A 13311-nucleotide genomic window follows, 5' to 3' on the forward strand; every position below is an offset into this window, starting at 1 on the left:
GCCGTGCGCCGGCGGGGGACGCACCCTAGAACAATCAGTGCGCCAGAACGCTCGCCGGCAGTCCGCAGCGGTCAGTAACCCTGGTACCCACCGCCACCCACACCCTGTCGGGACATGAACCTGGTCAGCCCGTCACCGGTCGGTGACACGTTGTAGGTCTCCATCACATAGTTGATCGACGCCGCGGCGCTGGCCAGCGGGTCGTAGATCGACGTCGACGTTCCGCCCATGTGGTAGGCCGCGAACGTCGACGGAATGCATTGCCAGATACCGCGACTGGAGTTGGCGCGTCCGCCGTCCTCCATCATCGCGCCGGTGGCATTGGAATCCCACATGTTCAAAGCGTTCGCGTTGTTGCCCGACTCGTTCTGTGCCATGTGCTGGTACAGCTCCTGCCACTGATCCCGCAGCGCAGGGTCGTTCGGGATGCCGTTGATGGTGAGCGCCTGGTCGATGACGTCGGCCACTTCATCCTGGGACAGGGTGCCGCCCGGGTGCTTGTCCAGCGACACCTGTGACACATCGAGTGGATCGCGGGCCTGCGGTGTGGTCGCACCCTCGGTCACCCGGTTGGGGTCACGTCCCAGACCTGGGGTTTCCCCGGAGGCCGCCTGCTGTTGCTGCACTGCGGTAACCAGGGCGGCAAGCACTTTCGGGTCGATGTTGGACACACCAGACGGTGCCGGCATCTGCGGTGCCGACATCTGGGGGGACGGTGCCGACATCTGCGGTTGTGGCGCCGCAGCTGTCTGCTGGGGAACCTGTGGCATCTGCGGCATCTGAGAAGACCCGCCGCCGGCTCCGCCCCGGGCAGCAGCGCCCGACCCGGAGCCCGGACCGTCACCGGCCCCACGCATCCCGCGGCCGCCGCGCTCCTGAATGCCCTCCAGATCCCGGGTGTAGCGGCCGGTCTTCTCCCCGCGTCCTTCCACGTCGTCACGACCGCGTTTGTTCTGCGACGCCGTGTCATCGACCGCCGCGGTCAACCGGGGATCAGCGCCGGGCGCTGGTGCACCGCCGGCGGACGGGGGCAGCCCGCCGGCGGCCCGTGTGACACCGTCGGTGACGGCACCGTAGTCGCTGCTGATTGAGCCGGTCACCGCTGTGCTCCTGTGCTAGTTCTCATTTCACGGCGCTCGGGTCCAATGCGGTGGTGCGCGAGGAGGGCTCCGGTATCCCATTTCCGGTGGCCGTCGCACCTGCATTGGCCGGACCGTTGCCATTGCCCGCAGCTGGCACGCCCGGTGTGCCGCCGGAGGGAACACCTCCGGTGGGCGGGACCGCAGGAGGCACACCGCCGCCTGCTGGCGGTGCGGACTGTGCTTCGGGGTTGTCGACCGGATCCGGCGCCCCCGCACCGGTAGGCGAAGCGTCCACCGTGGCGGCCGGCGGCTGTCCGCCCGGAACATCGTGGGGCACCCCGCCCGCGGGCGGTGACACCGGAGCACCGCCACCGCTGGGGTCGCCGGGGTCGTTCAGCGAGAAGTACCCGCCACGCGATCCCGCGTCCTGCGGAAGCTCGCTCGCACCTACAGTTTTGAAGTCCTGCAGATCGTAGAAGCGGCCGTCCCCGAGCAGCATGAACTGCTTGCCGTCGGCGACCAGGATGTTGCCGGGCTTGGCGTCGACCGGCTGCACCTGCCGCCCCGGGTCCTGGCCGGGGACCGGCGGGGTGAGACCACTGGCCGCCGCTGCGTCCGACAGCGACATCGGCTGCTGCGGTGACGCGGAGGCCAGCAGCTGCGCCATCTTGGCCAGCTTCGGATCTTTGAAATCGACCCTTTCGCCCTTCACGTTGGCCTCCGTGTTCGGTTTGGGCTCGCCCGCTTTGCCCGCTGCGGCTTCCGGTTTCACCGCCGGTGTGCCGACCGCAGTGCCCGCCGGGGCCGGTGTCGCAGCTGTCGAGTTGGCAGGGCCCCCGGCGGTGGACAGCTTGCGATCGGCTTTCTCCTCCAGCGGCTTCCGTTCCTTGTCGTCGAGCTTGCGGTCGGCCTTGTCGTCCAGCTTGCGACCCTCACCACCGTCGAGCTTGCGACCCTGACCATTGCCCATCGGATTGCCGCCACCGAGCGGTGATCCACCGCCCATCCCGCCGAGCGGATTGCCACCGCTGCCCAGTGGGCTGCCGCCGCCGAGCGGCTTCTGCTGACCGAGCGAGTTCAGCAGCTTGGACAGGTCGTCGGTGGGCTTCTTCGCAGTCTCGGCGGGTTTGGCCGGTGTGCCCGCACCGGGACCGGCCGCCGGCGCGAGCGTGGCCGGCGCGGGCGCAGGCGTTGTCAGCGACTTGTCGGCGCGTGCCCCGGCGCTGGGTGTCAGCGCCGGTGACGCGGCGGGGAAAGCGCCGGCGATACGGCCGTTGGCCGCGGTGATCGCCGTAGCGGCGGCGGCCAACGTGGAGGTCAGTGCGGTAGCCGGTCCTGCATCGGTCAGCTCGCCGTCCTCGGAGAGCTGGACGCGCAGATTGCGGTTCGCTTCGAGCACTGCGCTGTAGGCCGCGGCTGTCGCGCCGTCCACCTCGCCGAGCTGAGTGATCAACGCCTGACAGGCCGGAGTCAGATCGGCCATGGTTGCCAGATGCGGAGCCAGGCGGGCCCGATACTGCTCGAAGTACGGTTCACCGCTGGACTGCATCGCCGTCTCGACCTTGCTGAACAGCTCGGACAGACCGGTCAGCCATGTCCGGGCCGCCTCGGCGACTGCGGGGGTGTTGAGCGCCAGAGGGTTCGGAGGGTTGGAGTTCCAGACGGTGCCTGTGGGCCCGTCCTGGAAGCTGTAGAGATCACGCTGAGCGGCGGTCAATGCGACATCTGTCTCGACGACACCGCTGATGTCCTGCCCGGCTCCGGGCAGCATGAAAGTCACTGTGCCATCGGGCTTGGCCCACATCTCGATGCTCTCGTCGCCGAAGGCGTCCCACAGGAACCCAGCGCCGAGAGAAACCCAGCCGACCGGTCCGGGGATCGCGCCGATCGCGTTGAGCGTCCCGCCGATGTAGTCGCCGGATCTGAAATCGAAGGCGGCCATGCCGATCGCGGCAGCCGAGCCGAGCAACGGGACGAATCGGGCCGCGGAGACCAGCTTCGGTGAGAGATTGGCTGCGCCCGCCAACCCGCTGGTCAGGCGTGAGCCAGTGTCCCACTGGGACTTGAGCAGGCCGGGGATCCCTTTGACGGGGTGGCTCGACAGGTTCTTCAACTGGTCGGGCGGCAGTCCGGCAGCGTTCAAGCCGCGGCTTGCCAGAGAGGGTTTGTTCGGATCAGCCGGCGTCCCCGGGTGGGGTTGTGCATCGGCCGGTGCGCTACTTCCTGCGGGTGCACGTGTGTCTGCCTGCGGGTTCGTCCCCGCCGGGGTATCGGCACCGCTGGATGCGGGGGTGTCTGCTGGCGCGCTGTTGGTGGCGGGGGTATCGGCGCCGGAGCCGCTGGATGCGGGGGTGTCTGCTGGCGCGCTGTTGGTGGCGGGGGTATCGGCGCCGGAGCCAGTGGATGCGGGGGCGTCTGCTGGCGCACCGCCGCTGGATTGGGTGTGCGGCGCATCTGCGGCCGGTCCCTGTCCTGCGGGAGCATCGGTGGTGCCGCCCGTCGAAGAGCTTCCGGGGGACGGCGCGTCAGGGCCCGTGGGTGTTGTCGGTGGGGTATCCGCCGCTGCCGTCGGCGGGTTCGGCGGCGAATGCCAGGGCGCATCTGGTGGCGAGGTCCATCGCGGGGCGTCCCCGCCAGCCGCCGCGCTGTGCTCAGGGGCAGGGATGGGCTCAGTGGGGGAGGGATTGGTCATGCGAGTGCTCCGTTCTGAGTGACATTCCCGGCGTCGACAAGTGCTTCTGAGATCAGCCCCGCGGCAAGGGCGTTGAATCCGGGTCCGGGCGTGTAGGTGCGCTTCACGGCGTCATACACCTCGCCATTGCTGGCCAGGCGTCGGCCGAGGGTGGCTCGGGGAACACCAGTGGGGGCGATCTTCTTGGCGCGCAGCACCCGATCCAGGTCGACCAACACCGCATCGAGACGGCTCAGGACACGGGCACGCTGTGCAGCCGGCGAAGGTTCACGCCCGTTGTCGGTCTCCAGTATCGGCACTTCGTTCTTCGATGCACATGCAAGCGCGGAGGCAAGCGTGTGCACATAGAGCTGCGTATCGCGGGACGCGTTGCCGATCATGGACATGACACCCAGCCTATGGCGCGGTCGGCGTGTCGACCCCGTGCGGCGCAACGAATCGGCAAGCCCACCTAACCTGACCGCCATGACCCATCTGGCACGTGCATCGTTGGCCGTTGCGCAGGACGCGACGGCACCGTCCGGAAACGCTCTGCGGTTCACCGCCGCACAGCGCGCCATCGCCGCGGTGATGAACGGGGTGGACCCCGAACGCGCCGATGTCGACACGACAGAGGCCGTCCATATCAGCGAGCGGTTCTTGCACCTTTCTGCCGCGGCGGCACTGCGGCAGGCATTGATGTCACGTCCTTCCACCGCGGGCGCCGGACGCCGGCGTCGTCGACGCGGTTCCATCGAGCAGGTCACACTGGACGCCTACTACCTGGCGCTGGCGCTGGTCGCCGACGCAGACGGCGACTCGACCGCGCTGGCATCAACGCTGGGCCGCGATCACCACACGTGGCTGCCGGCCGCGGCACTGGTAGGTCGCCTGCAGGTTCGATTCCTGGAACAGGTGTGCGCCCAGCTCGAGGTGACCGCCAACTACCTGGCGGTGCCCACCGACATTGCCAGCGTCCCTGCCGCCGAGCTGTTCGGCCGCGGCGCACAGATCAGTGACGCGGTGCGCCTGCTGCCCAACCACGCAGCGTCCTCGGAGTCGGCGGACGCCGCGTGGCTGCATGCCACGTCCCTGGTGGCGATCGAGGGCCGCATGGCCACCACCGTTGTCGATGCCGGCCCGTCGGTGTTGCCGACGCAGTGGTCGGCGCGGCTGGCCGCCCCGGTGACCGTGACTGCCAGCCGCGGCCGATGGCCCAAGGCCGTGGTGCGCGACTGCTTGTGGATGTGCGAAGACGCCGTGCGCAGTTGGGTCGGTTCGATGTCGCGCCAACTGCGCGGGGAGAACAACGAAGATCTGCTGCTCGGCGTCGGTATCCCGGTGCGGCGGTTTCTGGTCAGCCCGGCAGCACGATCCATCGCCCGGGTCGCCGCCTCGGATCCCGGCGATCCGGGAGGCGCCATGCTGCGGTTCCGCCCGGCCCGGGCTGCCGGTGAACCCCACATGCGTGGCCTGAACTCCCGGATGCGGGTGGATCTGCTGGCAGCGATGCGCCAGGTCGACGATGGTGCTCCGCTTCCCGAGGACACCGTCATCGACGGTGCCACTGACCTGGCCGAGATCCACAGCGAGGAGTTGACGCTGCTGTCTGCCGTGCGTCCGCAGATGCTGCCGGCGCCTGTTGAAGTCACTGCCAACCTGAGCGTTCCGGACTGGGAGGACGTGACAGAGATGGTGGCTCGTCTGAACGCGGGCCAGGAGGTCGAACTGGCTGGGCCGCTGCTGGCCTGGGCCGATCGCGACATTGTCAGCGGTGACACCGCGCGCCTGACGGTGCGTGCCCGCGTGCACTGCGGGATCGCCGTCAACAGCGCCGACGGCGTGGGCGTGTTCCTCGGCACCGGAACACGTATGGCGGTGCTCGGCGCGGATACCAGCCGCGCGCACTGCACCCTCTACCTCGACCAGGTGCGCACACCGGCGCCGGCCGTACCCGCGACGCTGCCGGTGCAGGCTTCCAACTTCTGCGTCGCCTGACACGAACAGGCTCCTGCTCGGCCGGTGCACATGCACTGGTTGTATGCATCGCTGATCGCGTCGGAGATGCGGGACGGCCATCAGCTCCGCCATCATGGGTGTTGCGCGTCCGCAGCTGTCGGGCGCCGAGCGACATTGCGGAGGCATGATGACCAACCACCCGTGGGGCGGATCAACCCCGGAGATGAACGCCACGATGTTGGAATCGGGGTCTACGTCCGCGACATGGGCCGCAGCTTCGACTGCGTGGATGGGCCTGGCATCGGCTGCGCTGGCGGCCGCCGGCATCACCGGGGCGCAGATGGCCGCGTCGACGACGACCATGAGCGGTGCCCGGTCGATGATCCACTCGGCGGCGACCCCGCCGTTCCTGTCCTGGCTGGCAGGCATGGCCGGTATCGCGTTCAAGCAAGCCGCGATCGCAGCGGTGGTCGCCGAGAGCTACGGGATGGCCCGTTCGGCGATGATCCCGTCGATGCAGTCGATCAACAACCGCGTGCGTGAGGCCGCCGCCGAGGCCAGCAACATCTTCGGACAGAACACCCCGCTGATCGCGGCGCTCAACGCCGAATACGGGTTCTACACAGCGGAGAACGCCGCGATCGGCACCACCTACGGCCAAGTGATCACCGCGGCAACACTTCCGGTGCCGATCCCGCCGCCCCCGCCTCTGGCCAACGCCGCCAAGAGCGCCGGTGATGCGGCCCAGGCAACCGGACAGGCCGCGCAGATGGCCAACCAGGCGGCCCAGGGCGCGTCACAAACGGCGTCGCAAGCCACCTCCCAGGGCTCCGCCTCCGGCGACATGGGCTCGATGATGGGGCAGTTCGGGCAGATGTTCCAGGCTCCGATGCAGGCCCTGCAGAGCGCCGGGTCCGGGATGGGCAACCCGATGCAGTCACTGTCGCAGTTCATGAGCGCACCGATGTCGATGTTCGGCGGCTCTTCACAGCTCGGGGATCTGCTCGGCGGAGGGTCGACTGGACCGTCCTTCGCACCGACAGCACCCGGCAGCGGTGGCGGATTGCCGCTCGGCGGTGCAGGTCTGGGCGCCGGCGGCGGCCTCGGCGGTGCAGCGCCGGCGAACATGTCCAAGATGACCAGCTCCGGAGGCGGTAACCAGCGAGTCTCGCTGCTGTCGGGGATCGCCACTGGCCCGGTACAGGAGCGCCTTGCCGGCGCCACGGCGGCTCCGATGGGCGGCGGCGGGGGCGTGCCGCCTGGTGCTGCCGGTCACGGCATGGGTGGTCAGAGCCGACGGGCCAGCGATGCCACCGCTTCGGTGCTGACCTACGGTCACCGCGAGGAGCAGACCCGCCGCGGCGCAGACCGCAACGAGCGCGACCTGTTCACCTGAGACCTGTCTGGAGGAGCGGACGGACGTGACACGTACAGCAGCGGAGGCGCCACAGTCGCGGCTGTCGTACGCGGCGATCGCGGAGTACACCGATCGGATCGCTGCCGACCATGGCGTCGTCGAAGACACCGGCAAGGTCGATGTCTGCGCGCTACTGGCGAACCTCGGTGGGTGTATCGAAGTCGACAACCGTGTCGAGTCCCTTGAGGTCCGCAGTGACCACGACTTCGCTGTGTATCTGCCCACTCACACTTCGCAGCTGCGTGACCGTTTCACCATCGCCCACGAACTCGGGCACTACTTTCTGCACTATCGGGCGCCTGACGAGCATCTTGTCGGCCAACGCGCCCGGACTTTCACCCGGCTTGGACGAAACGTGCCGGAGACCCAGGCGAACGTCTTCGCTTCGAACCTCCTGATGCCAGCAGAGGCATTCACTGCGGCTGTCGGTGAGGCGGCCGGCGACCTGGTTGCGGTGGCCGATCGGTTTGAGGTTGCGGTGCCGGCTGCGAGAGTCCGCGCGGACTATCTCGGTCTCACCACCTGACAGCCGCGACTGCTCAATCCTCTTCGTCTCTTGCGGCCTACAGAACTCGACGCTGTTCAAGCCGGAAAATGCGTGCGCGCAACGACAACGGCTCCGCACTGTGGCGCGGAGCCGTTGTCGTATCCCGTGGTCTGTCAGCCGCGGTAGTCGATCTGCCGGCCCGGAAGCATGGGGCCGTAGCCGCCGTCGGAGTACGTGCGCAGGAACGTGTGCCTGATGTCAGTGCACTCGTCGTACTGCAGCTCGACGCCGAGCACGCGTGCGATGTGGTGGTCGGTCGGCTCGACCCATGTAGGTGGATCGGCCTGCACCGTCTGGGCGGCGAAGGAATCCGCATAGTCCTGGATCTGGTTCTGGCTCATCGTTGTTCGCTCTCGTCGTCGTCGTCGTCGGAGGGTTTGTAGCGGTCGATCATCGCCTCCAGCCACTGGCGGCCGACCGGGTTCTGGCTGTGTACGCGCACCTGGTCGGGCCAGTACCGCTGCTGCGTGTGCGCAGCGTCCATCTCGCACAGCCACAACACGATCGGGCGTGTGGTCTGGGGCTCGTTGGTTTCCGGGTCGATACCGAGATCGTGGTCCAAGCTCAGATCGGTGACGGTTCCGGTGGCCAGCGCTCTGATCGCCTCGGCGGGCCGGGTAACCCACACCCAGCCCTCGGGTGCGGGGCGTTCGTCGTCGACCCAGAGCTTCACGCCGACAGTGTGCGCGGGCCCGTCAGCGCCTTCACCCTGTCCGGACGGAATCCGGACCAGTGTTCGTCCCCAGCGACGACAACCGGTGCGCTGAGGTATCCCAGGGCCATCACATAGTCGCGGGCATCGCTGTCGCGGCTGATGTCGATCGTCTCGTAGGCGACACCGGCCCGGTCGAGTGCTTTGGCAGTAGCGGTGCACTGTACGCAGGCGGGTTTGGTGTACATGGTGACGGTGGTGAAGGCGGACATGGTGAGTTCGTCTCTCCGTTCTCGAATGTTGTGTGCCAGCGGAAGAGTCAGTACAGACAACCCCACGAGGCGCATCCGGGCGCCCCGCAGAGTTGCGGGCAGGTGGTGTCGGTGTTGGCCTCGGTCAGGCGATCTATCTCGCGGTCCAACTGTGTGCCTGGATCGTTGAGCCGCGGGTCTGCTCGTCCGGTCACGGAGCCGGGGGAGGAGGGGGCGCAGGTGCGGGCTCAGACACCGTCAATCCGCCGGAGGTGCCCTCCAGACGCCCGGGGACCTCGACCTCGGTGATCGCGGTCTGCAGCCGCGCAGTGGTGTCCTCGGCGCGCGAACTGGTCGCCGTGCGCTCGGCCACCGACAGCTGCACCACGCCCTTGTCGACCAGCTGAGCTGTCACGTTCCCGTTGCGGTAGACCGCGATCGACGGATCGGGGGTGGCAGTCTCGATCCTCGACTGCGGTGACGGGGCGATGCCCGCGACTGCCTCTTTGAGCGGAAACTGGATCCGGCCCAGCTGATTTCCGATGTCGACCCAACCCACGAAGGACGTCGGCACCCCGATCGTCGACCAGAACGCCGAATTGGCTCGCAGGAACGTCGAACCCGCTGCGACCAGCAGTTCAGCGGTTTCGGACCCGGACTTCACCGTGCCGATCGAGTCGCCGCTGGCGGCCTGCACCGCCTCGGTCACCTCGAACTTGGCCACGGGCGTGGTCACCTGATGGGTCAGGGTGATGTACCCCTGTGACAGCCGCTCGGAGACCAGCGTCGCGGCCAGCTTCTCGGTGACGGTCAGCTCCCGGTCCGGCGGCGGCGGAGGTGCCGGCTCGGTGCGTACCGCCAACCAGACCGTCAACGGAGCGGCCACCAGGGCCCACACCAGTGCCAGCACCACACCCGAACGGATCAGTTTGGTCTTCACCGTAGAGCTTGGCAGCTCCCACATCTCGCGCACTATCGGCTCCATTCTCCGCATGTAGCCCCGTCCCAGGGGATCTCGCGCGAAACGTAGCCGTGCACCGCGGTCGGTGGCGTGCTGCGGCGCGCAGTTGCTGAGTCGCAGACAACGAAACACCGTCGGCCCCGAAACCGAGGCCGACGGTGTTTGTCGGTGTGGTCGGCGCGGTGGCCGGCAGACAGGCCTACACAGCCAGGATCGCCGAGGACCCCAACGCCTGCAGCGTGTCGAACGTGACGTTCTCACTGGTGGTCTCGGCTGCGCGCTCGCCCAGCTGCTCCAGGCCAGCCGCCAGCATCGAGATGAACTCCGCGGTAGTGGTGCCCTGCTGCGCCACTGCTCGCAACGAGTCGGCGTCGTTACCCGGCGGGGTGACCGCAGCTGCGGCAGCGGTTGCGGTGGATGATGCCGTCGCGAAGCCGGTGGTCTCGGCGACCAGGCCAGCGACCTGGCTCACCACGTCAGCGAAGCTGGAAACTCCGGTGATCATTGTGTTCTCTCTTCCATGGTCGGATGATGCAGTACCTCATTGTCTCATCAGTCGCGCACCAGATGCATGTGCAACGACATCTGCATCGCAGATCGCTGCACTCAGCGAGCCGGCGCGGTGAGACCCCGGAGTCAGCGTCGCCGATGGGAGAGGCCACCATAGACGCCGTGAGCACCGATGCGAGTTCGTTCAGCACCCGCGAAACGCCACGACGGCGACCCGCAGGCGAGACCGTCGCCGACTTCACCATGCTGGTGCGCGTACCCGGGAAGCCGGCCAGTTTCCGTGCCTTCACCGAACCCGAGCGCCGAGAAGCCGAGCAGTACGCCGAACGGACAGGTGGCACCCTGATTGAGCTGCCGCTACCGCTGCCGGACTCTGCGGCGGTGCCGCCCGCCTGAGCGTGAATCTCAGCCCACCGCGCGCGGCTGAGGAAGGCTCAGCGGGCGCGGAAACTCCGCGGGATCCTCGGTCATGAAGTGAATCGAGGACATGACAGCCGCGGCCAGTTCCGCCCCGGTGCGCTCGGTCACCGGACCTGCCAGCCGCACCAGCGGAAGCCCACCCACCACGCGTACATCGATCTGGGTCATCGCTGCCCCTGCGTTGCCGCCGGCACCCGCAGCGCGTTGCGCAGGCAGTAGCGAGCGTTGTCGAGATCTCCGGCCTGCAGGTCGACCAGTGCCGCTGACAGCAGGTAGCGCACCCATGTCTGGGCGTAGCGCTCACGGCCCAGTCCGTCACCGCTCCATCGCGCCGTCACGGCACGCTCGAGCAGCTCTGCCGGTGCCACCGACGGCCTGCCCCACACACCGCACAGGTAGTCGAATGCATCCTCGATGTCGCCGGTGTCGATGGCGTCGAACGCGTGGCGTTCCGTGGTGGCCGGCGCGGCGTTCACCTCGTCGACATCGGCCGCCGACAGCACCAGCACGCCCTGCTGGGACGCCGACAGGTCCGTACTCACCAGCGAATCCAGGGGCGCGATCAACCCCACCTCGGCTGCCGCCAGCAGCGGACGCCACGGCTGGGCACATCCCAGCCAGCGATCGACGAACCGATCAGGCACCGCCGTGATCAGCGGTGTCAGGTGAGCAGGTGCTTTCACCCCCGGCGCGAGGAAACTCAGCCCGTCGCTGGTGGCGAACACCGCCTGCGAACCGCTCAAGCCAACGGCCACCGTGGTCGGTTCGCCGCTGCGCTGATGGCCGTGCACCAGCGATGCCGCCATCGAGGCTGCGATGTGCTGCATGTCGGTGGCGTGGACGAGCCCACGCCGTTCGGCGCCGAAGTCGACCAGCGCCGTGTCCGCGGGACGTTCCGGCCGGTAACCGGGGCGTCGGTCCTCGACGTCAGTGCCTGAACCTCCACCCGCGCCCTGGCCGGCCGAACCGCCGCTGGCCGGCTGCGCGGCGGGGCCGGGCGCAGCACCGCCCATCATCGGCGACATCATCGGGCCCATCATCGGCGCTGCCCCGACGGGAGCCGCACCGGTGGGGGCTGCGGCTGAACTCAGGGGCGCGGCGAGGGTGGCGGCCTCACCGGAAGACACCCGCGTCTGCGGGGAGGCCAGTGTGTCCGACCCCAGCCCGCCACCACCAGAAGACAATGTCGTGCCCACCGAGCCCGACGAAGGCAACGACGTCGCCGGAGCAGTGGTCGGCACACCGGCTTCGCCCGTCGACAGGGCAGCGGCCCCGGCCTCGGTGCCGGGATAGGGTGCAAGATCCTGATCCTCGCCGGTCTCGGACCCCGCCGCGGGGGATCGTCCGCCGTTCTCGCCGGCGGTGCTGCCGCCGCTGAGCGGTGAGGTGCGTGCAGCAGGGCTCTCCTCACGGCTCTCTTCCGAAGACTCGCCGCGCGCACTGGAAAGCGACGCGCCCTGGTTCGTCAGCCCCGCAGCGGTGGTCAGCTTTTTCAGTGCGTCGTCGGTGACCGGAACGCCCCCACCGCCGGCTTTTTTCATCAGCTCCTGAATCGCCTGCTGCGCGGACTGCGCCATCGGCTGGGCCATCTGGCCGAGGTTGGGCATCGGCAGATTCGGTGGCTTCATCATCTGGCCGGCCACGTTCTGCAGCAGCGACCCCATGGCGTTATCCGGCATCCCCGGCACCATCGGGTTCGACGACGAGGTGGGAGCCATCGTCGAAGGAACCTCCGGAGTCGCACCTTTCTGCACCCCGGACACCAGCTGGTCCTGGGTGGACTTGTGATCCTTGCCGATCTTCTCCGCCTGGTCTTTGGCCTGCTGCAACAGCTCCTGGTAGCGCTGCTGGAACTCGGCCTGGTTCTGCGGGGAACTGGGACCGCCCGATCCGGCGTAGGAAGAGATCAGCTCCTCTACCGCGGCCTCGAAACTGAGTGCGGTCCCGTTCAATGCCACCTTGGCGTTGAGGATGTCCTGGGCCATCACCGAAGCGCCTTGACCCATGTTCAGCTGCCGCAGCGAGCGGTCGAACGCCGCACGCTGGTCCTCGGTGAACTCCCCGAGCAGCGCGGTCGGGGTCTGGCCCGTGGCATTCGCCTCGATCAGGGCATGCATCACCTCAGCGGTGCTGCCTGTGCCAACCGACTCGGCTGCCTGCTCGAACAGCGCGATCACCGATGCCACCGTGCCGGTCTCCGAGGTGGTCGGGTAGTTGGCCCCGATGATCTGCGCAGCATGCGGGGTGGTCACCGGAGGCAGGTCAGGCGGCATCTCGGGTGTCCTCTCTGTCAGCGCCGCGTGCCCGCAGCGGTAATGGGTGTGCTCATCGTGGCTGCCAGGTTCGGGGTGTCACGCCTGCGGCGCGGATCACGCGGCGTCAACCACGCGCACGTACTGAGTGACGCCGCGCTGTGCAGCGTCACTGAACATGATGTTGGTCCCGGATTGCTGTGCCTCCACGACCTTTCCGTCACCGACGTAGACCATCACGTGCTGCCCCGGGTTGTTGTGGAACGCGAGATCGCCCGGGCGCGCGTCAGCCGCGCTGACCAAGTACCCCGCGTTGTACTGGTCCCCGGAGACACGGGGGATCTCGACGCCGGATGCCTGATACACCAGGTATCGCGCCAGGCCCGAGCAGTCAAAGCCCTGCTTGGCGTAGTCGCCAGCCGCATCGGCGGCGCCCCCGTCGCGGATACCTTGTCCGATGCCGTCAAGCGTGCCGCCGCCCCACGCGTACGGGATACCCGCCGCTACTACCTCGTTGGCCAGATCGATGATGCGCTGCTCGTACTCGTTCTGCCCGGGCGTTGTCGGTCCGCCCTCGCCACCGGCTCCG

Annotated in this window: 15 protein-coding genes; 4 read left to right on the forward strand and 11 right to left on the reverse strand. The window is 68.2% G+C overall.

Features of this window, described 5'->3' with window-relative positions; all coding sequences use genetic code 11:
* Positions 1–71: 71 nt before the first annotated feature.
* The 3 genes from BN976_RS28670 to BN976_RS28680 form a co-directional block, all read right to left on the reverse strand.
* Entirely contained in the window at positions 72–1100 is a 1029-nt protein-coding gene (locus tag BN976_RS28670) for a transglycosylase SLT domain-containing protein (protein WP_036376376.1), read from the reverse strand.
* 22 nt (positions 1101–1122) lie between these two features.
* Positions 1123–3225 carry a hypothetical protein gene (locus tag BN976_RS28675; RefSeq protein WP_051558612.1) on the reverse strand — a complete coding sequence of 701 codons (2103 nt, stop codon included), beginning with the start codon at positions 3223–3225 and terminating at the stop codon, positions 1123–1125.
* 545 nt (positions 3226–3770) lie between these two features.
* A complete protein-coding gene (locus BN976_RS28680) occupies positions 3771–4160 on the reverse strand; it encodes a hypothetical protein (protein WP_051558613.1) in 390 nt (129 codons plus the stop codon).
* A 79-nt stretch (positions 4161–4239) separates the two neighbouring features.
* On the opposite strand from BN976_RS28680, the gene BN976_RS28685 reads away from it, so the two are divergent.
* The 3 genes from BN976_RS28685 (at position 4240) to BN976_RS28695 (ending at position 7655) form a co-directional block, all read left to right on the forward strand.
* The gene (locus BN976_RS28685) at positions 4240–5751 is read left to right on the forward strand and encodes a hypothetical protein (protein ID WP_051558614.1); all 1512 of its coding nucleotides are present in this window, start codon (positions 4240–4242) and stop codon (positions 5749–5751) included.
* Positions 5752–5899: 148 nt separating this feature from the next.
* Entirely contained in the window at positions 5900–7108 is a 1209-nt protein-coding gene (locus BN976_RS28690) for a PPE domain-containing protein (protein WP_036376795.1), read from the forward strand.
* 25 nt (positions 7109–7133) lie between these two features.
* The gene (locus BN976_RS28695) at positions 7134–7655 is read left to right on the forward strand and encodes an ImmA/IrrE family metallo-endopeptidase (RefSeq protein ID WP_036376379.1); all 522 of its coding nucleotides are present in this window, start codon (positions 7134–7136) and stop codon (positions 7653–7655) included.
* Between the two features lie 134 nt (positions 7656–7789).
* On the opposite strand, the gene BN976_RS28700 is transcribed toward BN976_RS28695, so the two are convergent.
* The 5 genes from BN976_RS28700 to BN976_RS28720 form a co-directional block, all read right to left on the reverse strand.
* Positions 7790–8017 (reverse strand): hypothetical protein, encoded by a 228-nt coding sequence (locus BN976_RS28700; protein ID WP_036376381.1) that lies wholly within the window; start codon positions 8015–8017, stop codon positions 7790–7792.
* Positions 8014–8349 (reverse strand): cyclic-phosphate processing receiver domain-containing protein, encoded by a 336-nt coding sequence (locus tag BN976_RS28705; RefSeq protein WP_051558616.1) that lies wholly within the window; start codon positions 8347–8349, stop codon positions 8014–8016. Before BN976_RS28705 ends, BN976_RS28700 begins: the two co-directional genes overlap by 4 nt.
* Positions 8346–8600 carry a glutaredoxin-like protein NrdH gene (gene nrdH / locus BN976_RS28710; protein WP_036376800.1) on the reverse strand — a complete coding sequence of 85 codons (255 nt, stop codon included), beginning with the start codon at positions 8598–8600 and terminating at the stop codon, positions 8346–8348. The genes BN976_RS28705 and nrdH overlap by 4 nt, the downstream gene beginning before the upstream one ends.
* Before the next feature lie 190 nt (positions 8601–8790).
* Positions 8791–9519 carry a hypothetical protein gene (locus BN976_RS28715; protein WP_235622166.1) on the reverse strand — a complete coding sequence of 243 codons (729 nt, stop codon included), beginning with the start codon at positions 9517–9519 and terminating at the stop codon, positions 8791–8793.
* 220 nt (positions 9520–9739) lie between these two features.
* Entirely contained in the window at positions 9740–10045 is a 306-nt protein-coding gene (locus tag BN976_RS28720) for a hypothetical protein (protein ID WP_036376387.1), read from the reverse strand.
* Positions 10046–10212: 167 nt separating this feature from the next.
* Between BN976_RS28720 and BN976_RS33650 the strand changes: the two genes are divergently transcribed.
* Positions 10213–10446: a hypothetical protein gene (locus BN976_RS33650; RefSeq protein ID WP_145977991.1), complete on the forward strand. Its 234-nt coding sequence runs from the start codon at positions 10213–10215 to the stop codon at positions 10444–10446.
* 9 nt (positions 10447–10455) lie between these two features.
* Here the strand turns inward: BN976_RS33650 and BN976_RS28730 are convergent, their stop codons facing one another.
* From BN976_RS28730 to BN976_RS28740, 3 genes are all read right to left on the reverse strand, one after another.
* Complete coding sequence (locus tag BN976_RS28730; RefSeq protein WP_036376390.1) at positions 10456–10638, reverse strand: hypothetical protein; 183 nt, start codon at positions 10636–10638, stop codon at positions 10456–10458.
* Positions 10635–12743: a hypothetical protein gene (locus tag BN976_RS28735; RefSeq protein WP_235622167.1), complete on the reverse strand. Its 2109-nt coding sequence runs from the start codon at positions 12741–12743 to the stop codon at positions 10635–10637. Before BN976_RS28735 ends, BN976_RS28730 begins: the two co-directional genes overlap by 4 nt.
* A 96-nt stretch (positions 12744–12839) precedes the next feature.
* The coding region (locus BN976_RS28740; RefSeq protein ID WP_145978014.1) for a C40 family peptidase at positions 12840–13311 on the reverse strand (472 nt) is incomplete at its 5' end.

This window comes from Mycolicibacterium austroafricanum (assembly GCF_000612725.1).
GTDB classification, from domain to species: domain Bacteria; phylum Actinomycetota; class Actinomycetes; order Mycobacteriales; family Mycobacteriaceae; genus Mycobacterium; species Mycobacterium austroafricanum.

Coding starts and splice junctions, on each gene's coding strand:
- nrdH (WP_036376800.1), bottom strand. CDS start 8,600: ATGTCCGCCTTCACCACCGTCACCATGTACACCAAACCCGCCTGCGTA.
- BN976_RS28700 (WP_036376381.1), bottom strand. CDS start 8,017: ATGAGCCAGAACCAGATCCAGGACTATGCGGATTCCTTCGCCGCCCAG.
- BN976_RS28690 (WP_036376795.1), top strand. CDS start 5,900: ATGACCAACCACCCGTGGGGCGGATCAACCCCGGAGATGAACGCCACG.
- BN976_RS28720 (WP_036376387.1), bottom strand. CDS start 10,045: ATGATCACCGGAGTTTCCAGCTTCGCTGACGTGGTGAGCCAGGTCGCT.
- BN976_RS28735 (WP_235622167.1), bottom strand. CDS start 12,743: ATGCCGCCTGACCTGCCTCCGGTGACCACCCCGCATGCTGCGCAGATC.
- BN976_RS28685 (WP_051558614.1), top strand. CDS start 4,240: ATGACCCATCTGGCACGTGCATCGTTGGCCGTTGCGCAGGACGCGACG.
- BN976_RS28680 (WP_051558613.1), bottom strand. CDS start 4,160: ATGTCCATGATCGGCAACGCGTCCCGCGATACGCAGCTCTATGTGCAC.
- BN976_RS28730 (WP_036376390.1), bottom strand. CDS start 10,638: ATGACCCAGATCGATGTACGCGTGGTGGGTGGGCTTCCGCTGGTGCGG.